Origin of the sequence: Bacillus sp. BB081, assembly GCF_008368895.1 — a bacterium.
Classification (GTDB): domain Bacteria; phylum Bacillota; class Bacilli; order Bacillales; family Bacillaceae_G; genus Bacillus_A; species Bacillus_A wiedmannii.
The window spans coordinates 104,483-128,745 of sequence record NZ_QOZX01000005.1 but is presented as its reverse complement, the minus strand read 5'-3'; the positions used below and the strand labels follow the sequence as shown (position 1 = coordinate 128,745).

Sequence of the window (24,263 nt, the reverse complement as noted above, 5' to 3'; positions counted from 1 at the left end):
ATCACCTTTTCATTTGCAAACTCTCTTTAGTTTACTTGAAGGGCGTTTGCAGGTCAATACAGAAGGTTTTACCTTATTTCTTCTATTTAAAAACTTAAAGGCAGAAGAGATGACATTTCTCTTCTGCCTTTTATAAATCTATTAGCTATTTTTAGTCATAAATCTTAAACGCATTCCTAATAACACAAGAATTACACCTATAAATGGAAGGTAATTTGTATTATGCCCTGTAGCTGGAAGTTTTTGATCATTGGAACTGCCTTGCTCTTTTTCTGGTAAGTTAGGCTTCCCTACTTCTTCACCCGGCTTCTCTGTTTCTTCACCTGGCTTCTCTGTTTCTTCACCTGGTTTTTCTGTCTCTTCACCTGGTTTTTCTGTCTCTTCACCTGGCTTTTCTGTTTCTTCACCTGGTGTTCCTGTTTCTTCACCTGGTTTTTCTGTTTCTTCACCTGGTTTTTCTGTTTCTTCACCTGGTTTTTCTGTTTCTTCACCTGGTTTCTCTGTTTCTTCACCTGGTTTCTCTGTTTCTTCACCTGGCTTTTCTGTTTCTTCGCCTGGTTTTTCTGGATCTATTTCTTGTTCTTTTTCATTTGTAATTTCAAGATTTTTAACTTCTACTTTTTCATTAGAAATCTTAAATTTAATTTCCTTATCAGATAATTTATATCCTTCTGGTGCATGAACTTCTTTTAAAATGTAATCTCCAGGTTCTAACTTCTTAGAAATTGCTTTACCATTCTTATTTGTTGTTAATGTGTCTATTTTTGTTCCATCTTTCCAAATTTCAAACACTGCGCCAGCTAATGTTTTACCTGTATCATTAGCATCTACTTTTGTAATTTCTAATTGACCTGTAATTTCTTCTTTCACTTTTTCATTCAATACTTCTCGTTTCGCTACTTCATTTGCTACTACGTTTACTTCTACTGTTACTTCTACTGCTTTGTAGCCTTCTGGTGCTTTCGTTTCTTCTAACGTATACTTACCTGGCACTAAGTTTTCGAATTTCACAATGCCGGCTTTATTCGTTGTTTTCGCCTCTCCAACTACTTGACCAGTTTCATTTTTCAGCTTAAATTCTGCACCTTCTAGAACTTTTCCACTCTCTGCATCCTTTTTGATTACTTGTAAGCTTCCTAGTTCTTTTGCGTTCTCTACTTGTACTTGTACTACTTTGTTTGCTTCCACAACGACTTCAATTTCTTCTTTTAATAATGTATATCCTTGTGGTGCTTTCGTTTCTTTTAATGTGTATGTTCCTGGCTCTAATTTCTGAGAGATTACTTTACCAGTTTTATCTGTTCGTAACGTCTCTACTTTTTTACCATCTTTGTACACTTCGAATTCTGCGTCTGATAATACTTTCGTTTTATCTTCTGCATCCACTTTTACGATTTCAAATTGACCAAGGCTCTTACTGTTCGTTACTTTTACATCAATAACTTTTTCACCATCAACCGTTACATGAATTACTTGTTTTGTTAACTCATAACCTTCTGGCGCTTTTGTTTCTTCTAACGTATATTCACCAGGCACTAGTCCGTCTACTTTAACAATTCCAGACTTATCTGTTGTAATTCCTTCTTTTACAACATTCCCTTGCGGATCTTTCAATGTAAATTCTGCGCCTGCTAAACGTTTCGCTTGATCTTTATCATCCGTCTTAATAATTTGTAGAGAACCTAAGATTCTTTCGTTTTCCGCCTCTACTTTTACTACTTCTTTCTCGTTTTGTATTGTTACTTTCCATTCTTTATTTGAAAGCTTGTAACCTTCTGGTGCTTTCGTTTCTTTCACTGTATATTCACCTAATGGTAATTTTGGTGACATCACTTTTCCACTCTCATCTGTTTTCAGTTCCGCTACCTTTTTACCATCTTTATATACTGTAAATTCTGCACCTGATAATACTTTCGCTTTATCATTCGCATCTACTTTTACAATCTCAAATTGACCTGTTACTTTTTCATTCATAACTTCTTGTTTTACTACTTCATTTGCTACTACGTTTACTTCGACTGTTACTTCTACTGCTTTGTAGCCTTCTGGCGCTTTCGTTTCTTCTAACGTATACTTACCTGGCACTAAGTTTTCGAATTTCACAACGCCGTCTTTATTCGTTGTTTTCGTTTCTCCAACTACTTGACCATTTTCGTTCTTCAGTCTAAATTCTGCGCCTTCTAGAACTTTTCCACTCTCTGTATCCTTTTTGATTACTTGTAAGCTTCCTAGTTCTTTTGCGTTTTCTACCTGTACTTGTATTACTTTGTTTGCTTCCACAACGATTTCAATTTCTTCTTTTAATAATGTATATCCTTGCGGTGCTTTCGTTTCTTTTAATGTGTATGTTCCTGGCTCTAATTTCTGAGAGATTACTTTACCAGTTTTATCTGTTCGTAACGTCTCTACTTTTTTACCATCTTTGTACACTTCAAATTCTGCATCTGATAATACTTTCGCTTTATCTTCTGCATCCACTTTTACGATTTCAAATTGACCTGTAGCTTTTTCAACAATTTTTTTATTCAACACATCTACAGTCACTGTTTTATTAGCAGCTACATTAACATGAACTAAACTAGATGATAGTTCGTAACCTTTTGGTGCTTCAATTTCCTTTAATGTATATGTTCCAACTGGAAGTTGTTTTGATAAAGCTTCACCTTTACCATCTGTAATAATTGTTTCGACAACGTTCCCATCTTTATCTATAACATCAAATTTTGCACCTGGTAAAAGTTGACCAGATTCACTATCTTTTTTCAATAATTTAAATTGACCATTCTCTACTTTTTTCGTATTCTTCATAACAAATTCAATTATGTTTGTATTATCAATTGTTACTTTTACTGGTGTATCAACTTTTATATATCCTTCTGGTGCACTAATTTCTTTTACAAAATAATCACCAAATGGTAAATCTTTAACTTCCGCAATACCCTTTTCGTTTGTTGTAACAGTAGCCACAACATTATTATCTTTGTCTATAACATCAAATTTTGCGTCTTTTAAAACAATATTTTCATCGTTTTCATCAACTTTTTTAATTTGTAAATTTCCTTTTTCAGCTGCCGGCTTTTTCCACTTTGGCCAGTTAAATTTAAAATTGTGAACCTCAAATCCATCTCTTTGGTGTAATCCACCAACAAAAGCTTGTCCGTTAATAGAGCCACCTTTTGTCTCTACAACTGCATTAGGCGCAAATACACTTCCTACTACACCATATCCTTTAGTTGTTATCTTTTTAGCATTAGGGAACACCCAAATGACTTTACTAGCTAACTCAGTAAAAAAGGAATTAGGGTCATATGCTTGAGATGTATTAACTAATGTGAACCCGCCCTTATCTGTTGTATCATACAGGATTGCACCGCCACCAAAATTAACTTCTTCTGCATCTGAATGAATAACAATAAAATCTTTGTTATTTACATTTGGAAGATAAACATCCTTTACATTGAATGGTTCTTGCCCTTCTAATCCTGAAGAAACGTAAATATTAGGATTCTTTACATCTTCACCGATTCCAAAGGTCATACCCGCTTTTGGTTTATCAGTATGTAATTGACCCGCATCCTCAATTACACTATTAATGTCTTTTCTAAACTCTTTAAATTTAGCATCAATCTCCGCTTGCTCTTTATACGAGATACGGTCATATGATGATTTCATTGCACCTTCTGGATCACCATCTTTTGTCATCGCCACTGTTCCATCTTGAATAATTACTTGTCCTGTTCCCGCTTTCGTAAACTGACCACCTAGTAATAATGATGGATATCCTTCCTCTACCCATGTTGCTCCAGCTAAATTATTCGCTCCAGTTGCAGCCGCTACGACTGTATAACTTGATGCATTCATATTTTTTTGAACCGCCATCGCACCCTCAATATCCGCACTCGTTGCACTATGATCTCCAAAAATGATTGCATTGTAATAAGATACATCACCTAAACCTTTTAATTCTGTTGTAGCTGCTTCTGCTTTATACGGTAAATGGATTAAAAAATTCATACATACTAGTAATACAACTATAAAACTACTACTTAATTTTTTTATTTTTTGATTAAATGATTTCCTCAAGAAATTCATTCCCCCTTTTAAACTTCCTAAAACCAAACAAAAAGCATCTTTCCTATGTACCCAACCTTACTCACAATTACCTAAAATCATCCATTTAAATAAAAACAAGAAACTCTACAACTGCTTAATAAAATTACTACAATTCATTTTTGAAATAATACGTAAACGAAACTATCATGCGGGAGTATTTTTTGCATATAGAGCTCAACAAAATTAACCTGAAGAATATTTCATGTGGTGTAACTATTTTGGCAACATCATCCACTTTACAACAGTTTTCTAAAGGATTCAAGTGAATTGTATAGATTTCAGACACAATTAACTCGAGTAAAACGCTTTCAACCTTAGGATAAAACCAAAAGAAAAACGTAGCAAAAAGCTACGTTTTTCTTTTATCGTTTCGGTGTATTTTTATGATTTTTCAAAAACGGAAGCGGGAATTGCTTACGGAAATGTTCTTTAATCATATACTCTACACCGTTCTCACTATTTGAACGTGTAATCCAGTCTGCTGCTTGTTTTAACTCTACAGGCGAGTTCCCCATCGCTACCCCGAGCCCTACATTTTCAATTACTTCTAGATCTTCTAAACTATCTCCAATCGCAACCATTTCGTTTAGCGAAATATTTAAATGCTCTCCAAGCAATTGTAATCCGCGTAATTTTGATACATTTTGCGGCAAGATTTCTATTCGTTTTGAATCACACTCAACATACTCTATATCTTGGAATGCTTTTCGTAATGTATTTAGCCCTCGTTCTTTTTCACCTTTACTTTGGAAAATCACATCAATTTTCGGAGCAGCTACTGGATGATCACGAAGCGCATCACCTAACGAGTCTACAAATTGAACTGGATAAAATAACGGATCTGCACTCGATAATACAGTACGCGCAATTAAGTTTGGTGTATTTCTCTCACGATTTCCGATTGAAAACCGTTCATGAGAAATGCGGACGTTACAATCGAAGTGCTCTAATACTTGCACGATGTTAAACGTCTTCTCTTCAGATAATCTTTTTTGAACGTACGGCTTATCTAACGTTGCTGAAACGAAAGCACCACCGTGTGTCACTAATATAGAATCTAATTTTAATGCCTTTGCTACTTTATGAGCAGACTGAAAATTACGGCTCGTAAATAATGTAACGTATACGTCTTTTCTTTTCACAAATTCAATTGTTTCTCTTAATCCTTTTGCAATTTTTCCGTTGTTGTATAGTAGTGTCCCATCTATGTTAAGAGCTAGTAAGCGATAAATCATGTCGCACTCCCCCTCTTCGCTGTTGTACTCTATCCATAATTTATGAAATAAATGTAGCAAATAGAACGAGTTAGAATTACTACTGAAAATTTGGTTTACTATATACATATACACTCAGTAAAGGAGATAGTACAATGCAAGCACCACCTTCCTTTTATGAAGGCGATACGTTAGAAATAGCAAAGAAATTAATTGGGCAGAAGCTTGTTCATATTGTAGACGGAATAAAGCGAAGCGGAATCATTGTTGAAGTAGAGGCATATAAAGGTCCCGATGATAAGGCCGCACATAGTTACGGCGGCAGACGGACGGATCGCACGGAAGTCATGTTTGGTGCACCAGGACATGCTTATGTATATTTGATTTACGGTATGTATCATTGTTTTAACGTCATTACAGCGCCAGTTGGCACCCCACAAGGTGTTCTCATTCGAGCCCTTGAGCCAGTAGACGGGATTGAAGAAATAAAACTTGCACGATACAACAAAACCGACATTACAAAAGCGCAGTATAAAAATTTAACGAACGGCCCTGGCAAACTATGCCGTGCCCTCGGAATTACGTTAGAAGAACGAGGTGTATCATTACAAAGTGATACATTACATATTGAACTCGTCCCAGAAGAAGAACACATATCATCACAATATAAAATAACAGCAGGACCTCGTATTAACATCGACTATGCAGAAGAAGCTGTACATTATCCGTGGCGTTTTTATTATGAGGGGCATCCGTTTGTTTCAAAGAAATAAACGATATCAACGATTTTTCGAATATATCTATCGTAACTTACAATATATCAACGATTTTTCAAATATATCTATCATAACTCAAAATATATCAACGATTCGACAAGGAATATTAATAAAAGAAGACTGTTCCATAATGGAACAGTCTCTCCCTTTTACTCCGCGCCTTCCGCAGTCGCTATATTATCCTCTAAGTTTTCTCTCGATAATTCAGCTGCCATAAAATCAGCTGTTTCTGGAAGTGCTAAATGCATATGAGCTTTTTGACAAATTTGGATCGTACAGTTTTCTACAACATAATCGAAAACATGTCCGCCTCCGCTTCTTGCATCGTCAATGTAATGTAAGTGGAAACCAGCTACACCAATACCTTGCGCGTAATCTGGTGTCCAAAATCCAGCAAGCGTACCTTCTGTATGTTTAAATGAAAAGATTGGTTGTGATTTCGTCACTTCAACGAGCGGTGTATACGGTTTTTCTTGTCTTGGAACAGTTCTCGTTCTTACTTCACGGAATGTACCGTCCATTCGAATCGCGTAAAATAAGTTTTTACTTGGCATTAATTCATGTAATAATGCCTCAATTTCTTCACGATTCATCGAGCGCTCTACTGTATAACTCATTTCTTTTTCAAAAAACGTTACAGTCGCAAACGGTGTTGTTTCTTCCGGTTCTACTTTTTCTGCTGAACCGTCTGAACGTAAATGATAAAACTCATTATCGAATGCAATCATTTCACCATCTAATTGATCAAATGTACCTATGCCGAAATCACCACGTTCTTTCAATTCCTCAAAGCTAATTACACCATCATATATACCATCTAATAGCGCAAGCATTGTAGATGTTTGATATACTTCATTACTCATTTTCGTTCTTTTTGCATCAATATCAATTAATTGTGCAACAGTCATCTCAATCATGCCTCCATTAGTTTAATTGGTTTGGTAATAATTTTTCACTTAATTTAATGTTATCACGGTAATCAATTGGAACATCAATAATGACAGGACCATCTGCTGCTAGTGCTTCTTTTAATACACCTTCTAATTCATCAGGCGTGTTAACGCGAAGACCTTTTGCACCGAAGCTTTCTGCATATTTCACAAGATCGACATCGCCAAACTCTGTAGCTGATGTTCTACCGTATTTCATCATTTGTTGGAACGCAACCATATCATACGTACCGTCTCTCCATACAAGATGTACGATCGGTGCGTTTAAACGTACCGCTGTTTCTAATTCCATCGAAGAGAATAAGAAACCACCATCACCTGACACGGAAACAACTTTCTTGCCCGGTTCAACTAAAGTAGCAGCAATTGCCCAAGGAAGTGCAACACCTAACGTTTGCATACCGTTACTAAATAATAATCTACGTGGTTCATAAGAACGGAAACATCTTGCCATCCAAATAGAATGTGAACCGATGTCACATGTAACGGTTGTATCGTCACTAATTAAAGAACGAAGTGTACGAATCACTTGAAGTGGATGCGTAACACCTTCTGAAGGACGGTTTGGAACTTCTGCTTGTTCTGATAATTTCGCGCGTAATCGTTCTAACACTGCTTCTGATTTCGTACTTAATACAAGTTTCGGTAATTTTTCTGCAATGCTATTTACTGTTAAAGCGATATCGCCAATTAATTCACGCTCTGGTTGGTAATCATGGTCGATATCCGCTTGATGGTCATCAAGATGAATGATCGTTCTGTCTCCAAGTTTATTCCAGAATTTCGGATCATACTCAATTGGGTCATAACCGATCGAAATAACAAGATCTGCTTCTTCTAGTAAAATATCACCTGGTTGGTTACGGAATAATCCAACGCGGCCAAAGAAATGATCTTCTAATTCACGCGAAATTGCACCAGCTGCTTGATATGTTTCAACGACAGGAAGTTCTGTATCCGCAATTAATTCACGAACGGCTTTCGTCACTTCATTTGTGCTCGCTCTCATACCGAGTAAAATAACTGGTAATTTCGCCGATTTTATTTTTTCTACTACATATGTAATTTCATGTGTGGGAGCGATTCCAAGCTGTGGCTTAGAAAGCGCACCGATAGACTCTACAGTCGTTTCCGCAGTCATAACGTCTTGCGGAAGACTTACTAAAGTAGCTCCTGGATTAGTGGAAGTCGCACTTCGGAATGCATTTGATAGTGCTTCTGGCACATTATCAGGATGTTCTACTTCTACGCTATATTTTGTGATTGGTTCGAATAGTGCAGCATTATCCATAGATTGATGCGTACGTTTTAATCGATCCGTACGTGGAACTGCACCAGCTAAAGCAACAACGGGATCACTCTCCGCATTCGCAGTAACAAGACCTGTCGCTAAATTCGATGTCCCTGGTCCTGAAGTTACAAGACATACGCCCGGTTTCCCTGTTAATCTACCAATAGCAGCTGCCATAAATGCTGCGTTTTGTTCATGACGACAAACAATTAACTCTGGTCCTCTTTCTTGCAGTACATCAAATACAGAGTCAATCTTCGCTCCTGGAATACCGAAAACATGTGTAACACCTTGTTTAATTAAACAATCAACAACAAGGTCTGCTCCTTTTGTTTTTGTTTTCACGTCGTTTACTTTTACACCTGTACTCAAACTAATCATTCCTTTATTTCATAATGTGTGTAATAAAGATTTTTAATTTCACCTAGTTAATTAATGTGGTGAAGTATTGTTTATCATTATAGTACAAATGCATTATTTTTTCCAAGAATATGAATTTGATAGTTTTTTGACAAACATTAAAGAATCCGCTTACAACCCTTTATTTATCCTAAAATAATATTTTTATATCTCATCTAAAAATGCACGAAAAACTTTCATCTAGTCACAGTATTAAAAACATTACAGTACCTTGCAAAGAACACTACTAAATGATATATTTGTAAATATTGGAATACCCAGCAATTGGAATGTGCTTTGTAATTCATCATTTTATAAAGGAAAGTGATTGTTATGAACAAAAATGAATTTTTGGAACAACTTAGTTCTTCCCTGCGGAATATGCCTAATGTAGAAAAGAAAGATATTCTTTCAGAGTACGAAACTCATTTTATCAGTGGTAAACAAGATGGGAAATGTGAAGAAGAAATTTCTAGAAAACTAGGAAACCCTAAAACGATCGCTAAAGAACTTAATGTTTCCTATGCAATAAGCAATGCTGACAAGAAACGCAGCTTTAAAAATATGATAACTGCACTAATTTCTGTTATGAGCTTAAGTATTTTAAACTTTGCTTTTATCATTATCGCCTTTTTCGTACTACTCTTTTTATTACCTATTATTCTAGCACTTATCATTGCCACTCCAGTATTAATCATTTCACCTATTTTATTAATAGGGTTAGGATTTTTCAAAGGGTTTCATCAAATTAGTTATTCCGACGTTTATAATGTGTTCATCGCTTTTTGCGGCGGTTTACTCATATCCGTCATATGTTACCAAATGGTAAAACATTTATACGCAACTTTAGTAAAGTATTTGAAATGGAATATAGCTATTTTACAGAGATAATAATGAATATAAAAGGAGATTAAAATGAAGAAGTATACTTTATATCTACTCATGTTACTTACAATTTTATTTCTATCAGCTTGTTCAAACAGTGCACAACCTAAGGAAGAAAACGATGTACAATCTATTAAAGATGTAACGATTAAAATTCCAGAAACTATATTCACTTCCTCAAAAAAGAATGAAACTATTAACGAAGACGAAATGAAACAAAATATAAAAACGTATTTAAATTATAGCGGAGAGTTATACGAAAACATCGTTCCACTTTCGTCAGCCATGTCTGACGAGAATGTCACGAAATCCGACCGAGAGAAATTAAAACAACTAGTAAATTTAGCGCAACAAAATGATGCGAACTTCCATGATTTTATTAGTAACAATACGATCCCTGATGATTACAAACAGCCTTCAAAGGAAATTCATGATTACATTTCAGCGTCTACGGCACTTTCAGTAGAACTAGAGCAAGAATTAGACAAAATCGCGCAAGATGGTAACTTATTCAAAACTGATTTTTCTTTTACAAAACGCTTTGAGAAAGTTAATGGTAGGAAGCAAAAAGAAATTGAAACATTTTTGAAGGAAAAGAATATTGAGACGGAGTATTTCCACAAATAACAAACAAAAAAGACGCCCCTATACAGGAGCGTCTTCTCTCATTACGCTTGTTGTTGCGCGTTATATAATTCTTCAAGTGGCTGCATGATAATTTTGTTAACGTCAGTGATAACGATGTTTAAACGTTGTTCAGTTTCCATTAACTTTGTGATTTTAGCATCTTGTTGAATGCGAGCTACAACTTCTTGTGCTTTTTGGTTATCTTCTTCACTGATTTCTTGACCTTGCATCATTTTTTGTTGTAAGCCAAGTTGCATTGCGCGGAACTCATCGAATAAGTTCTTTGAATTTGCATCACCTTGTACTGCTGCGTAGCTTGCTTTTAATGTTTGGAAATCTTCGTTTTCAGCGATTGCTTTTTGTAATTCATATGCAACATCATGAATGTTTTTTGTCATTTTATTTTTCCTCCTTTAGAAGGCTAGCGCTTATTATGCGCACCGCCTTTTAAGTGCATTTACATACGCACCTCTTCTTACCATATCAAACTATGCAAGAGATGTGAAGAAATTTCACTTTTATTTCTATGTACTTATCTTTACTACATAAGGAACAACAGTAATAGCCCTTGCACGAGTCCAATCATTCCACCTAATAAGGCACCTAAATACGTAATCATTTTCAGCTCATTTTTTGTAATGGACAGAACTAAATCTTCTAGTCTCTCTGTTGAAAATGTAGACACTTCTTGCTGGACAATTTCCGCAAGATGTAGATTGTTTAGTATACTCTCTACATTTTCTGTTCCCCACTTTAAGCCTTTCGTTACTGCACTTGGGACTACCTTTTCCATAATTGTTTCTCGAACTGGCTCACATACTTGCTGCACAGATTGATTTAAAAACTTACTCACTGTTTCTTCAACTTTAACCGCTGACAATATGGAGCTTACAATCATTTCTTTTTCTACAAACGTTTCTACTTCTTTTACATCTCTTCCTTTTAACTTTTCCCACTCTTTTTGCAGTACGTCAGTTAAAAGTTGCTTTGTGCCATCTTGCCCTAAAAACTTAATAACTTCTGGCTGCACACGATCCACTACACTTACATTCCCTAAAAACATTCCGACTAAGTTAAGCAGCGTTCCCCTAGAAGCAAAGAAATCATCAATCATTTTTGAAAGACGTGCTTTTCCTTCTTCACTTTCAAAAAAACTAATTCCTCGCTCTAAAATAAATGCCGAGACATTTGGGATCGTATTCTCTATTTTTTCATGAACAGAATGAGGTAAAGCCTGTTCCCATGTATATGTATAATACTCTGCTAAAAATGCCTCTATTTTTTCTGTAATCACATGTTCGATTTTCCCGGTCGCTTCTTTTTCTACATACGCTACATTCCATTTTTCTAACATATGTCGTAACGACTGTTCATTCGTAATTACTTTATCCACTTCTACTTGTGTCCATTGAATTAAACCTTTTTGAAACTCTTCATTTGTTAATTTCTTTCCGATTCCTTCTGGTGTTAACAAATGCTCGACAACCATTTTTCCTAATTGAACAGCAAGCTCATCGCGGCGCTTCGGAATTAACCCTGGTGTAAATGGAACTTGAAACTTCCCAATATAAATAGGACGATGAGGACGAAATAACATTTTTATCGCTAAATGATTTGTGAATCCCCCAATAATCGCTCCGAGCCCTGTCGTCGTTAACATACTTAACCATATATTCATTACAATCAACCTTTCGCTTCTCCAAAACTATAGCATATCATCATACGGACAAAAGTATAATGGTATAAAAACGTATTTGCAATATATAGCTATGCCTATTATGCCAACATTTTGTTAGTAAAGGAGTGATTTCGTTGGTTCTCGGTATTTTAACTTCTCACCCTCATTATGAGCAAATGTATTACACCGAAATCGCTAAACGCGCTCGGCTTTATCATAATGTCGTGGCCCAGTTTACGCCATTTGGTATTGATCCTAAAACAGACCTTGTCTCTGGTCTTATTTATGATACAGATACAGGAAAATGGAAAGAGCAAATATTCCCTATTCCTTCTTATATTTACGATCGTTCTTCTTTTAACGAGGAAACAGACTTCGACAAAGCAAAATCAATTATTCACTCATTACACAACCGTCCTACCACTACCTTTTTAAATAACACACTTATTGACTTAAGCGAACTTCATGATTTATTTCTCACGAATAAAAAATTATCTCCTTATATACCAAAATTTGAAATAGCAACGATACAAAACATTTTCAAACTGTTATTAAAAACAAAAGATATTATTATACGGCCTACTAACACACATTCCAATGAAAGTCTGTACCGGATCACTTATAAAAGCAAAACGTTTCATATCGATACGATAAATGATGACTATCATACTTCTACTCCAATCAAACGGACAGATGAATTTATATCTTGGTACAAATCTAACATACGATCAGCACGTTACATCACCCATACAATGCTGCAACCACCAAATCAATTAACATACCCACTCCATATTCGAACCATTTTGCAAAAAAATAAAGAACAGAAGTGGACTGCTATCGGCCAATTTATACAAAAAAGCTCATTTCCGAATCAACTTTTACTTTCGGCAACGGATGATTCCTCGCTGCATTCATTTTCAAAAATTAAATACGTACTATCTAGTACCGGTGTACAATTATTACAAGACGCTTTACATGACATTATAAATGAAGTGTTTCAAACATTAGATGAATCTTATTCTTCGTTATTCGAGCTAGAGCTTTCCACCATTATGGATCAAAAAGGGGCAATTTGGCTTATGTATGTCAACACGATTCCCCCGTATGAACATTACATTCGTCATAGTGATGCACTTGCGGAAAAAATATATCACGGACCACTAAAGTTTAGTCGCTTCACACCATAATGAAAGGAGGTAACACCATTTTGAAAGAGCACATATATACATTAAATATTTCAGATGAGCATCCAAATAGTATTACTTTACCTTATATTTTTTCCATTACACCACCAATTGCATCTCTTTCCTTCGGCGTACGCCATGTTGCAAGTGAAGAGGTGAAAATTCATTATTCCTTTACTCGCGAAATCATTATCGGAAAACAAATTGCAGAGAAACTTTTACTTCCTCATTCCACTACTATCCATGCATTTACACAAAATGAAACCATTATTTTCGGACCATTAATCGGGATTTTTACAACTGGTTTTAACGATGACTCTTCTAATCCTTTAGGAAACCGTTCAACTTCTCTTGGCGAGTTACTAACGCCACCATTCACCTTGCGACCATTTGTATTCGTTTTTGGTGTGCAACATATAAACTGGGAAGACGAAACAATTGAAGGATATTTCTTTCAAGAGGAACAGTGGATAAAGAAAAAAGTCCCTTTACCGAATGTCATTTACGATCGATTACCAAATCGTAAAGCCGAAAATTATAAACCGATCGTAAGAGCAAAAAGAAAGTTAGAGCATGACTACTCCATTCCTTGGTTTAACCCAGGCTTTTTCAATAAATGGGAAGTGCATCAACTTCTTGTGAAAGATGAATCCATTATGCCTTTATTACCAAACACAGAAACATTTCAACACTTCGAACAAGTAGAACGATTTCTCGGTACGTATAAATCTGTTTACATGAAACCGATTCACGGCAGCTTCGGTAGAAATATTCATCAACTATTTTATTCTCAAACAGAGAATTGCTACTACTGTCGTTATCGCGAAAATGAAGAAAATAAACTAAGAAAGTACCAATCGTTAGAAACACTTCTGAACCATGTGTTAAAAGGACATGATTTAAAAAAATTTATCGTACAACAAGGTATTTCCTTACTTCGCTTCGATGGGCAACCTGTTGATTTTCGCATTCATACAAATAAAAATCATTTCGGCCAATGGATGGTCAGTGCAATCGTTGCAAAAATTGCTGGCAAAGGTAGCTTAACAACGCATGTAAATAGCGGTGGCGATACAAAATTACTGCAAGAACTTTTTCCAGATTCAACGAAACAAGTTCAAATTGAAAATAAATTAAAACATACAGCCTTACAAATCAGTTACGCGCTCGATGAACAAGTAACCGGAAATATTGGAGAAATTGGTTTTGATATCGGTTTAGACACGCAGGAAAACCCGTGGCTCTTTGAAGCAAACTCTAAACCTGGGCGAACTGTATTCCAAGATGAAAAGTTAAAAGAACAAAGTGAACTGACGCGCCAATTATTTTACGAATATGCCATCTACTTAACTGAACATTCTTTGCGCGATGCAAAAGAAAAAATGTCTCAAATAAAATCCGGAACTCCATCAAACACCGAACATATCCCATCCCCTATGATTCACTCACAAATACAAAAACAAAAACTTCCACCTCATTCATAAGGTGGAAGTTTTCTATTTACACAAGTTTCACTACAACCTCTGTTTCCACATTACACATCACGCAATAAAAAACATGATTGCAGTACTCTTGTGAATTACTATGTGTTAAACCATCTACTGCACTTAATAATTCTTGATCCATATACGCACTATAATCGTCTATGTAATCTACAGTTTTTCCATAATCTTGGAGTATACCTTGGCAATTTTGACAAGAATATGTTTGTGATTCTAATGCGTTGCAAAGCGGGCAAATTCCCATCACGATTCCTCCATACGTTATCATTTACAAGCAGATTGAAGAGAGCATCTAGCCGTGCATAGGAGCGTCCTGTCCCACCCCTACTTAAAATAGAACTATAAAATTGCTGCCGATTTAATTTTAGTAAGTCATAAATAAGAAGTTAATGATTTGCCCCACAATAGCGGGATACAAAAAGAAAAACATATTTCATATCGCTCTTAGTTTAGCCTTCTTTCTAAAAAATACAACGATTACTCTTATTTCATAATTTACGAAATCACTAAGATTTTTTTACAAAATTTACAAATTATTATTTCGTATATCTTTCTAGGTAACATCCATACTATGAGTACAAACTTAATTACCGATGGATTAGCGCCAAACGGGGCGATAATCTGGTTCAAATCCAGCTAGTCCAACCAAAAAAAATTTTTATAACTCTAAGGAGGATATATTCCTATGGCAAACCAAAATTCTTCAAATCAATTAGTAGTACCAGGAGCAACAGCAGCAATCGACCAAATGAAGTACGAAATCGCTCAAGAATTTGGTGTACAATTAGGAGCAGATTCTACGGCTCGTGCTAACGGTTCTGTTGGTGGAGAAATTACAAAACGTCTAGTTGCAATGGCTGAGCAAAGCCTTGGCGGATTCCAAAAATAAATATATATGGCAAAAAGGTCTCAAGGCATATGCCTTGAGACCTTCCTTCATTTATTGCAACATTTGTAAAAACTTCTTCGTACGTTCTTCTTTTGGATTTGTAAATACATCTTCTGGTGTACCTTGTTCGACAACGACACCGCCATCCATAAAAATAACACGGTTCGCAATTTGATGTGCAAAGCGCATTTCGTGCGTTACAATAACCATCGTCATGCCTTCTTTAGCAAGTTCTTTCATGACTTTCAGAACTTCTTGAACAAGTTCAGGATCAAGTGCTGACGTCGGTTCATCAAATAGTAATACTTCCGGCTCCATCGCAAGCGCGCGAGCAATTCCAACGCGCTGTTGTTGTCCGCCTGATAATTGGAACGGATATAAGTCTACTTTATCCGCAAGACCAACTTTTTCAAGGAAATAGTTTGCTTTTTTCTTCGCTTCTTCTTTCCCCATCTTTTTCACTGTAACGAGCCCTTCCATTACATTTTGAAGTGCTGTTAAATGAGGGAATAGATTATGGTGCTGGAATACCATACCTGTTTGCGTACGAAGATTGACAATATCTTTCTTCGATACTTTTTGAGAGAAGTCGAGCTCTTTATTACCGATGCGAATATTACCAGCGTTCGGCGTTTCTAACACGTTGAGACAACGCAGGAATGTCGTTTTACCAGATCCCGATGGCCCGATAATAACAACAACCTCCCCCTTCTCAACTGATAAATCTATATGTTTTAGTACGGTATTATCTCCGAAACTTTTTTGTAAATGTTGAATTGAAATCATAAAAACAAAAACTCCTTTTATGAAAGGGTTATTTTAGAGTGTAACGTTCTGAACGTTTTTCTAATATTTGTTGCACAATAGATAATAAGAAGCAAATTGCCCAATAAATTAGACCTGCTTCGAAATAAACAATTAAAAACTCATAGTTCATTGCCGCAATTTCCTGCGCTTTTCGGAACATTTCTGTTACTAAAATTAACGATGCTAATGAAGTATCCTTCACTAAACTAATAAATGTATTCGAAAGCGGCGGAATAGATACACGCGTTGCTTGCGGTAAAATAACACGTTTTAATGCTTGCGGGTATGTCATCCCAATTGTGTAAGCTGCTTCCCACTGCCCTTTCGGGATTGAAAGGATAGAAGCACGAATAATTTCAGATGCATACGCACCAACATTTAATGAAAATCCAATAACTGCTGCTGTATATGGCTCAACTTCAATATTAAGAGTTGGAAGACCATAGAAAATAATAAATAACTGTACAAGAAGTGGCGTTCCGCGAATGATAGATACATAGATACGAGCAATCCATTGTAAAATACGACTACCTGAAATACGTGCAAGCGCTGTTAACGTCGCAAGTATAATCCCGATAATAAATGTAATAAGCGTTAATGGAATTGTCGTAAATACAGCTTCCTTCAGCATAGGCATGAAGGAAGACTGCATAATATCTATCCAAGTAGACAATCGATCTGAAACCAACGCACTACTTAGATACATTTTCACCGAACCATTTTTTCGCTATTTTATCGTACGTACCATCTTTTTTCATATCTTCTAACGCTTTATTTACTTCTTGTACTACCTTGTCGCTACCTTTACGGAATAAGAATCCACTTTGTGACGCTTCTTTTTCTGTATCTACAATTTTAATTTTTGCATCTTTTTTCGTTTCTAAATAGTTTAGCACTGATAATTTATCATTAATTGTGAAATCAACGCGTCCAGTATTTAATAATTCTGCCGCTTGACTAAAGCCTTCTACATTCGTAATTTCTGCACCATTTTTCTTAGCGATATCTGCATAGTTACTTGTTAAAGATTGTGCTGCTTTTAATCCTTTTACATCAGCAAATGTAGCAGGTTTATCTTTATCCTTCGCAATAACTAATACCGCTGAAGATGAAACATATGGGCTAGAGAAGTCATATTTCTTTTGACGATCTTCACGAATACCAACTTCATTCGCAACCATGTCGAAACGTTTTGCATCTAAACCAGCAAGTAAGCTATCCCATTGTGTTTCTTTAAATACAGGTTTTACACCTAAACGTTTTGAAACTTCTTCTGCTAATTCAACGTCAAATCCAGTTAATTTATTACTTGAATCGTGGAATGTGAACGGTGGATATGTACCTTCTGTTCCAATTACAAGTTCACCACTTTGTTTTATCTTTTGTAACGCATCTTGACTAGCTGTATCTTTTTTCTCTTCTTTACCGCAGCCCGCTACAATCCCGATCGCTAATGTAGTTACTGCAAGTACTGAAAATAATTTTTTCATAATGGTAATCCTCCAAGTATTCTGATAGGAATTTAAAAACTATATTGATTGTATGCAATCTTGAACAATTTTTCAATGAAAATGTTCTTATTTAGTTTATCCTTTTTCTTCATAATCAAACAAAAGGGGAAAATAACGCTACATACAAAAAATAAGTAACATTTTTTAATATAGCATTTATAAAGAAAAAGGTAAAACAATACTTCTTATTTAACTGCCCTGATTCACTAAAAAAGAACTTGTGAAAATCACAAGTTCTCCTCCATACATATTAAGCGCTCTGGTTTCCTTCCATTTGCGTTTTATACATATCATAATAACGCCCACGCTTTTTCATTAGTTCATCATGAGAGCCTTTTTCTAAAATTGTTCCTCTATCAAGTACAATAATTTGATCTGCACTTTTAATTGTTGAAAGACGGTGAGCGATAATAAATGTCGTTCTTCCTTTTTTCACAACTTCTAACGCTTGTTGGATCATCGCCTCTGTTTCTGTATCAATACTAGACGTTGCTTCATCTAAAATTAAAATGGCTGGGTCAAAAGCGAGTGCCCTAGCAAACGAAATAAGCTGACGTTCTCCAGTGGAAAGCGTGCTTCCCTTTTCTGTAATTTCTTCATCTATATTGTTCGCAAACCGTTCCGCACCAACATCACGCAATGCTTTTACGATGCGATCTTTTGAAATTTTTTCGTTCTCTAAGCTTACATTAGAAGCGACCGTCCCGCTAAATAAAAACGGATCTTGCAGTACGATTCCCATATGTTCACGCGTTGCTTGTTTCGGCATCGCTTTTACATCGTGACCATCAATCGTAAGCTTCCCTTTTTCAAACTCATAAAACTGGAAGAGTACATTCATAATGGAACTTTTTCCTGATCCAGTATGACCGACAAGTGCCACTGTCTCCCCTTGTTTCGCTTCAAAAGAAATATTTTTTAGTACTTCATCTTTTCCATTGTAAGAAAATGACACATTATCAAACTTCACATTTCCTTGTAAGCGAGGCATACGTTCCTCTTCTACTGCTTCCCCTTTTTCCTCTAACAATTCAAAAACACGTTCTGATGCAACACGCGATTGTTCTAAGTTAGCAAGCTGATTTACCATATTTGTAATTGGTGAGAACAATCGTGTTAAATAATCAACGAACGCATACAGTATCCCTAGAGAAATGACGCCTGAAGCACTTAATGAAGCACCACCGAAATACCAAATCACACCTGTGAAAGCAATATTTCTTAATACAGACACTAAGTTATGAGAAGTTGCTGCATTTAAATTCAAAATTTTATTTTGATATTTAAAATAATCGCCATTTAATTCTTCAAACTCTTTCTTCGTTTCACGCTCTTGACGAAACGCTTGAATAATCGGCATCCCTTGAATAGATTCATTCACTGTTCCGTTAATATCAGATAAACGTGAGCGCATTTTATGATTGTATACAGACGCATACTTTCTATAAAGAATCGCCCAAACAATTAAAATCGGGATGATAAGTAAACATAACGTCGCCAATTTTACATCGAGTAAAAATAGCGCAGCGAATATCCCGATAATATAAATGATACTAGAAACGAATGTCGCCAGTACCGTTACGTATAAATCACGAATGGCTTCCGTATCATTCGTAACACGCGATACAATTTTCCCTGCTGGTAAATGATCGAAATAACGAATCGGCAACGTTTGAATATGAGAAAACACATCTTCCCTCATAATTTGAATAATTTTGTTCGCTGCCTTCTGTAGGAAAAATTGCTTTCCGTATGCAAATAATGAGACAACTACTAATAAAGCGAAATAACCACCACCAAGTAATAATAGGGGATTTATTTCTGGTTTATAAAACGCAAACACTTCTTCTTTCGTTAATGCTTTTGCTTTATACACTTGCACCGCCTTACCATTTTGAACGGTAATCATATCACCTTTTACAGTACGTGATCCTTCCAGATTTACTTTATTCGGTACAAAATAATATTGAAAACCAACTTGCATCACACGTACTTCTTTTCCTTTTTTCTCCCCTTCTCCAAAGCGATCACTTCGCTTATAGAAGGTGCCATTATACGAAACAGCCTCTTCACTCTTTTCTGTTTCATACCACGGTTTCTCTATTCCAACGATATGATCGTCAATCATCGTTTTCGCGACGAAAGGACCAGCAAGCTCTGCGATGACGAAAATAAATAACATTAGCATCGCTGCAAAAATCGTCCCTTTCACTTTCATCGCATATTGAAACAATCGTTTTGAAACACTCATATTTTCACCCCACTATCCGCACTTTCACTTTCACCTTGTTGTCTTTCAAACTGCTCCGCATACCAGCCTCCGCTTTTGATAAGCTGATCATGCGTACCTTCTTCTATTACTTCACCTTCATCCATAACGAGAATCCAATCCGCATGTTGTACGGCAGATAAACGATGCGTCGTAATAATTGTCGTCTTTCCGCTTCTTTCTGTTCTTATATTTTCAATGATTGCTGCTTCCGTACGAGCATCAACAGCTGATAAAGAATCGTCCAAAATTAATATTTCCGGATTTTGAATAACAGCTCGCGCAATCGAGATCCTTTGTTTTTGCCCTCCCGATAAAGAAACACCTTTCTCTCCAACGAGCGTTTCTAACCCTTCTGGTAAAAACTCTAAATCCTTTTTAAACGCCGCGATTTCAATCGCTTTCTCGAGTTCTTCTTCCGTCGCTTCCCTATTTCCGAATAAAATATTTTCCCTCGCTGTTTTTGAGAACAAAATATGTTCCTGAGGTACATACCCAATCCAGCCGAGTACATTTTCATTCGTCATTTTATCTAACGTCACATCAGAGACTGCAATATCCCCATCTCCAAGCGGATATTGACGAAGAAGCTGACGTACGAGCGTCGTTTTTCCGCTTCCTGTTTTTCCAACAACCCCAAGCGTTTCCCCTTGTTTTAATGTAAACGAAACCTTTTTTAAATTTTCTCCAGTCGATGAAGGATATGAAAAGGAAACATCCTCAAACTGAATATAATCCGGCTCTTGTACAAGCTTTGGATTTTCCGGATTCTTTACATCCGGTTCGTACGCTAACGTTTCATTCACACGGTCTAACGAAGCGTTTCCTCTTTGCATAACATTAATTAATTCGCCAATTGCAAACATCGGCCAAATCATCATCCCTAAATACACGTTGAAAGAAACGAGTTCGCCAAGTGTTACCTTTGATTGAAATACAAGATACGCGCCGTACACTAAACCAATTAAATAACTAAGGCCAACAAGCATTTTCACCGTCGGCTGGAATAATGCATCAATTCTCGCTACTTTCATATTTTTTTCGTAGACGTCATCTCCTAAATGATGAAACCTTCCCACATCTGCATTTTCCTGTACGTATGCACGAATAACGCGCACACCAGCGATCGATTCAAGTACTTTATCATTCATATCTCCGAACGCATCTTGCGCAACTGTAAATCTCTCATGCAATTTCTTTCCATATATGTTCATCGCATACGCCATAATCGGAAGCGGTATAAGCGCCGCAAATGTAAGCTCCCAACTGATTGTAAATCCCATCATAAAGACAATCGTAAGCATATATAAACTCGAATCCACGAGCGTTAATATACCGAAACCAGCTGTCATAGCAATTGCTTTTAAATCATTTGTCGCTCTCGCCATTAAATCACCAGTACGATTTTTATGATAAAACGTCGGTGTCATCTTAAGTAAATGCCCCATAAATTTAGAGCGCATCGTCCTCTCCAGTACGAATGCACCACCAAACAGCTGATGTTGCCAAACGAAAGTAAGACCATATCCAATTACCGTAACCCCTATTAAAATGAGAATAAATTGCATAATCGCTGCATTCGTTAACGTTCCTGTTTTTATATTATCAATCGTAACCCCTAACACCTTCGGGGGAATAACTTCAACTATATTCACAATTAAAAGAGCTCCAATGGCGATACTATATCTCTTCCAATGCTCTTTAAAAAACCATTTTAACTTAAGTAATACTGATAACAATGTAACCTCTCCCTTCTCGTTCTCGTTTCACTCTCATTTCTTTACCCACTATCCAGATCCATCACATTTACATTTCGTAATCCATACAATCTCATCACATTTTTCCACCTTCCAAATTTTTATATAGTAACGTGGAAAATAAACAAAAAAAAGCATACCGCCGCTTGACGATATGCACAAAAATGCATAAAAGCGTACGTTACGATATACGCAACGTACGCTTTTTATAAGACAAAGATGCCTTATATATCCGCACGGGTTGCGTAATGATATGAATGTTTTCTGCCATTTGACAGAGCTAAGCCCATTACATTTACGATTACAATCATTACGCACACCCCCTTCATTTATTTTCCATTTATAATCTTACAACTTTATTGAGTATTCTGTCAATTGTTTTTTTAGCTATAGAATAAAATAATCTTTTATCACAAAAAAATGAAGGGGATTCATAATACGATACATCCGTTTGAAATAAGGGAATCTTCTGTAAGAAAGGGCATACAAAATAAAAAAAGAATAAGAAATCGTTTTCACAAACATTTCATTTGAAAAATGTTATCAAACCCCCTACAATCACCTTATACTCACTCTTACAAGTTGCTATTTTAGGAGGACTAATCATGACAACTAGCAATACGTACAAATTTTATTTAAACGGAGAATGGAGAGAAACCTCTTCAGGAGAAACAATCGAAATTCCATCTCCATACTTACACGAAGTAATTGGACAAGTACAAGCAATTACTCGCGGAGAAGTAGATGAAGCAATTGCATCTGCAAAAGAAGCTCAAAAATCATGGGCGGAAGCTTCTCTACAAGATCGCGCAAAATATTTATATAAATGGGCTGATGAGCTCGTAAATATGCAAGATGAAATTGCCGATATCATTATGAAAGAAGTCGGTAAAGGATATAAAGATGCGAAGAAAGAAGTTGTTCGTACAGCTGATTTCATTCGTTACACAATTGAAGAAGCTTTACATATGCACGGAGAAAGCATGATGGGCGATAGCTTCCCTGGCGGAACGAAGTCTAAACTTGCGATCGTCCAACGCGCACCACTTGGTGTTGTATTAGCAATCGCACCATTTAACTACCCAGTAAACTTATCTGCTGCAAAACTTGCACCAGCATTAATTATGGGTAATGCTGTTATTTTCAAACCAGCAACTCAAGGTGCAATTAGTGGTATTAAAATGGTTGAAGCACTTCATAAAGCTGGCCTTCCAAAAGGTCTTGTAAACGTAGCTACAGGACGCGGTTCTGTAATTGGTGACTACTTAGTAGAACACGAAGGTATCAATATGGTATCGTTCACAGGTGGTACAAACACAGGTAAACATTTAGCGAAAAAAGCTGCAATGATTCCACTTGTATTAGAACTTGGTGGTAAAGACCCTGGTATCGTTCGTGAAGATGCTGACTTACAAGATGCTGCAAACCATATCGTAAGCGGTGCATTCTCTTACTCTGGTCAACGTTGTACAGCTATTAAACGTGTACTTGTACACGAAAACGTAGCAGACGAGCTTGTTAGCTTATTAAAAGCGCAAGTAGCTGAACTATCAGTTGGATCTCCAGAACAAGACAGCACAATCGTTCCGTTAATCGACGACAAGTCTGCTGACTTCGTTCAAGGCTTAGTTGACGACGCTGTTGAAAAAGGTGCAACAATCGTTATCGGTAATAAACGTGAGCGTAACTTAATTTACCCAACATTAATCGACCACGTAACAGAAGAAATGAAAGTTGCTTGGGAAGAGCCATTCGGCCCAATCCTTCCAATCATCCGTGTTTCTTCAGATGAGCAAGCAATTGAGATTGCTAACAAATCAGAGTTCGGTCTACAAGCAAGTGTCTTCACAAAAGACATTAACAAAGCATTTGCAATTGCTAACAAAATCGAAACTGGTTCTGTTCAAATTAACGGACGCACAGAGCGCGGCCCTGACCACTTCCCATTCATCGGTGTAAAAGGTTCAGGTATGGGCGCACAAGGTATTCGTAAGAGCCTTGAGTCTATGACACGTGAAAAAGTAACAGTATTAAACTTCGTTTAATCTTATATGTAGAAGCTGATCTAGTTTTAGATTAGCTTCTTTTTATATCAAATAATTACTCATTCCTAATAACAAACTCTTCTCTATAATCTGATTATTACTATATCCATTGACGTATAAAAATACATTTGTTACTCTTAACTACGTTAATTTAATATTTAAATCCTCATTCGTATCTCGGTGAGGTAGAGGTTGCAATCATTAAGAGTATCGTTTCAGGAGATGTAGTGGCATTGATGAAGGAATGAGAAAGGAATGATTGCCGAAGTAAGTCGTGTCCACCATGCACGCTTGCTGGGTCTGCATTTAATAAGTGCAGAACTGTCACAAACGAAACGTTTCGTTTGTGGAGAGCTATCGAGAGGT

At 36.3% G+C, this 24,263-nt stretch carries 19 protein-coding genes and 1 riboswitch; of the genes, 7 read left to right on the top strand and 12 right to left on the bottom strand.

Translation table 11 applies throughout. The features are described 5' to 3' along the window. Positions 1-141: 141 nt before the first annotated feature. Complete coding sequence (locus DN394_RS03640) at positions 142-4,083, bottom strand: SpaA isopeptide-forming pilin-related protein (RefSeq protein WP_149293615.1); 3,942 nt, start codon at positions 4,081-4,083, stop codon at positions 142-144. A 392-nt stretch (positions 4,084-4,475) separates the two neighbouring features. Next, the gene (locus DN394_RS03635) at positions 4,476-5,348 is read right to left on the bottom strand and encodes a Cof-type HAD-IIB family hydrolase (RefSeq protein ID WP_097994511.1); all 873 of its coding nucleotides are present in this window, start codon (positions 5,346-5,348) and stop codon (positions 4,476-4,478) included. A 134-nt stretch (positions 5,349-5,482) separates the two neighbouring features. On the opposite strand from DN394_RS03635, the gene DN394_RS03630 reads away from it, so the two are divergent. Then, positions 5,483-6,100 carry a DNA-3-methyladenine glycosylase gene (locus tag DN394_RS03630; RefSeq protein WP_046957221.1) on the top strand — a complete coding sequence of 206 codons (618 nt, stop codon included), beginning with the start codon at positions 5,483-5,485 and terminating at the stop codon, positions 6,098-6,100. A gap of 152 nt (positions 6,101-6,252) precedes the next feature. Here DN394_RS03630 and alsD read toward each other — a convergent pair whose 3' ends face one another. Together alsD and alsS are read right to left on the bottom strand one after the other, a co-directional pair. Further along, complete coding sequence (gene alsD / locus DN394_RS03625; protein WP_046956672.1) at positions 6,253-7,011, bottom strand: alpha-acetolactate decarboxylase; 759 nt, start codon at positions 7,009-7,011, stop codon at positions 6,253-6,255. 16 nt (positions 7,012-7,027) lie between these two features. Continuing rightward, on the bottom strand, positions 7,028-8,716 hold the full coding sequence (gene alsS / locus DN394_RS03620) for an acetolactate synthase AlsS (RefSeq protein ID WP_149293614.1): 1,689 nt from the start codon (positions 8,714-8,716) through the stop codon (positions 7,028-7,030). A 360-nt stretch (positions 8,717-9,076) separates the two neighbouring features. On the opposite strand from alsS, the gene DN394_RS03615 reads away from it, so the two are divergent. Together DN394_RS03615 and DN394_RS03610 are read left to right on the top strand one after the other, a co-directional pair. Beyond that, complete coding sequence (locus DN394_RS03615; protein ID WP_097994515.1) at positions 9,077-9,634, top strand: DUF1700 domain-containing protein; 558 nt, start codon at positions 9,077-9,079, stop codon at positions 9,632-9,634. Between the two features lie 24 nt (positions 9,635-9,658). After that, a complete protein-coding gene (locus DN394_RS03610; RefSeq protein ID WP_149293613.1) occupies positions 9,659-10,255 on the top strand; it encodes an NDxxF motif lipoprotein in 597 nt (198 codons plus the stop codon). Between the two features lie 41 nt (positions 10,256-10,296). On the opposite strand, the gene DN394_RS03605 is transcribed toward DN394_RS03610, so the two are convergent. Both DN394_RS03605 and DN394_RS03600 read right to left on the bottom strand, forming a co-directional pair. Next, positions 10,297-10,653, bottom strand: coding sequence for a YlbF/YmcA family competence regulator (locus tag DN394_RS03605; RefSeq protein WP_000164619.1), 357 nt, complete (start codon positions 10,651-10,653; stop codon positions 10,297-10,299). A 143-nt stretch (positions 10,654-10,796) separates the two neighbouring features. Beyond that, on the bottom strand, positions 10,797-11,933 hold the full coding sequence (locus DN394_RS03600; RefSeq protein WP_141498606.1) for a DUF445 domain-containing protein: 1,137 nt from the start codon (positions 11,931-11,933) through the stop codon (positions 10,797-10,799). A gap of 134 nt (positions 11,934-12,067) precedes the next feature. On the opposite strand from DN394_RS03600, the gene DN394_RS03595 reads away from it, so the two are divergent. Together DN394_RS03595 and DN394_RS03590 are read left to right on the top strand one after the other, a co-directional pair. Next, positions 12,068-13,120 (top strand): YheC/YheD family protein, encoded by a 1,053-nt coding sequence (locus DN394_RS03595; protein ID WP_097917965.1) that lies wholly within the window; start codon positions 12,068-12,070, stop codon positions 13,118-13,120. A gap of 20 nt (positions 13,121-13,140) precedes the next feature. Next, the gene (locus DN394_RS03590) at positions 13,141-14,601 is read left to right on the top strand and encodes a YheC/YheD family endospore coat-associated protein (protein WP_097917964.1); all 1,461 of its coding nucleotides are present in this window, start codon (positions 13,141-13,143) and stop codon (positions 14,599-14,601) included. A 16-nt stretch (positions 14,602-14,617) separates the two neighbouring features. On the opposite strand, the gene DN394_RS03585 is transcribed toward DN394_RS03590, so the two are convergent. After that, on the bottom strand, positions 14,618-14,863 hold the full coding sequence (locus DN394_RS03585) for a hypothetical protein (protein ID WP_000510464.1): 246 nt from the start codon (positions 14,861-14,863) through the stop codon (positions 14,618-14,620). Positions 14,864-15,304: 441 nt separating this feature from the next. Between DN394_RS03585 and sasP the strand changes: the two genes are divergently transcribed. Beyond that, on the top strand, positions 15,305-15,508 hold the full coding sequence (gene sasP, locus DN394_RS03580; RefSeq protein WP_000013339.1) for a small acid-soluble spore protein, SasP family: 204 nt from the start codon (positions 15,305-15,307) through the stop codon (positions 15,506-15,508). 51 nt (positions 15,509-15,559) lie between these two features. On the opposite strand, the gene DN394_RS03575 is transcribed toward sasP, so the two are convergent. From DN394_RS03575 to DN394_RS03550, 5 genes are all read right to left on the bottom strand, one after another. Then, positions 15,560-16,294 carry an amino acid ABC transporter ATP-binding protein gene (locus tag DN394_RS03575; protein WP_000623593.1) on the bottom strand — a complete coding sequence of 245 codons (735 nt, stop codon included), beginning with the start codon at positions 16,292-16,294 and terminating at the stop codon, positions 15,560-15,562. A 28-nt stretch (positions 16,295-16,322) separates the two neighbouring features. Further along, on the bottom strand, positions 16,323-17,021 hold the full coding sequence (locus tag DN394_RS03570) for an amino acid ABC transporter permease (protein ID WP_033657688.1): 699 nt from the start codon (positions 17,019-17,021) through the stop codon (positions 16,323-16,325). Continuing rightward, on the bottom strand, positions 17,008-17,805 hold the full coding sequence (locus DN394_RS03565) for an amino acid ABC transporter substrate-binding protein (RefSeq protein ID WP_097917963.1): 798 nt from the start codon (positions 17,803-17,805) through the stop codon (positions 17,008-17,010). Before DN394_RS03565 ends, DN394_RS03570 begins: the two co-directional genes overlap by 14 nt. A 271-nt stretch (positions 17,806-18,076) precedes the next feature. Continuing rightward, positions 18,077-20,077, bottom strand: a complete 2,001-nt coding sequence (locus DN394_RS03555) for an ABC transporter ATP-binding protein (RefSeq protein WP_097917962.1) — start codon at positions 20,075-20,077, stop codon at positions 18,077-18,079. Further along, complete coding sequence (locus DN394_RS03550) at positions 20,074-21,834, bottom strand: ABC transporter ATP-binding protein (RefSeq protein ID WP_098208761.1); 1,761 nt, start codon at positions 21,832-21,834, stop codon at positions 20,074-20,076. Before DN394_RS03550 ends, DN394_RS03555 begins: the two co-directional genes overlap by 4 nt. A 623-nt stretch (positions 21,835-22,457) precedes the next feature. Between DN394_RS03550 and gapN the strand changes: the two genes are divergently transcribed. Then, on the top strand, positions 22,458-23,897 hold the full coding sequence (gene gapN / locus DN394_RS03535; protein ID WP_087979566.1) for an NADP-dependent glyceraldehyde-3-phosphate dehydrogenase: 1,440 nt from the start codon (positions 22,458-22,460) through the stop codon (positions 23,895-23,897). Between the two features lie 178 nt (positions 23,898-24,075). After that, positions 24,076-24,262, top strand: a riboswitch (Lysine riboswitch). Position 24,263 lies beyond the last annotated feature (1 nt).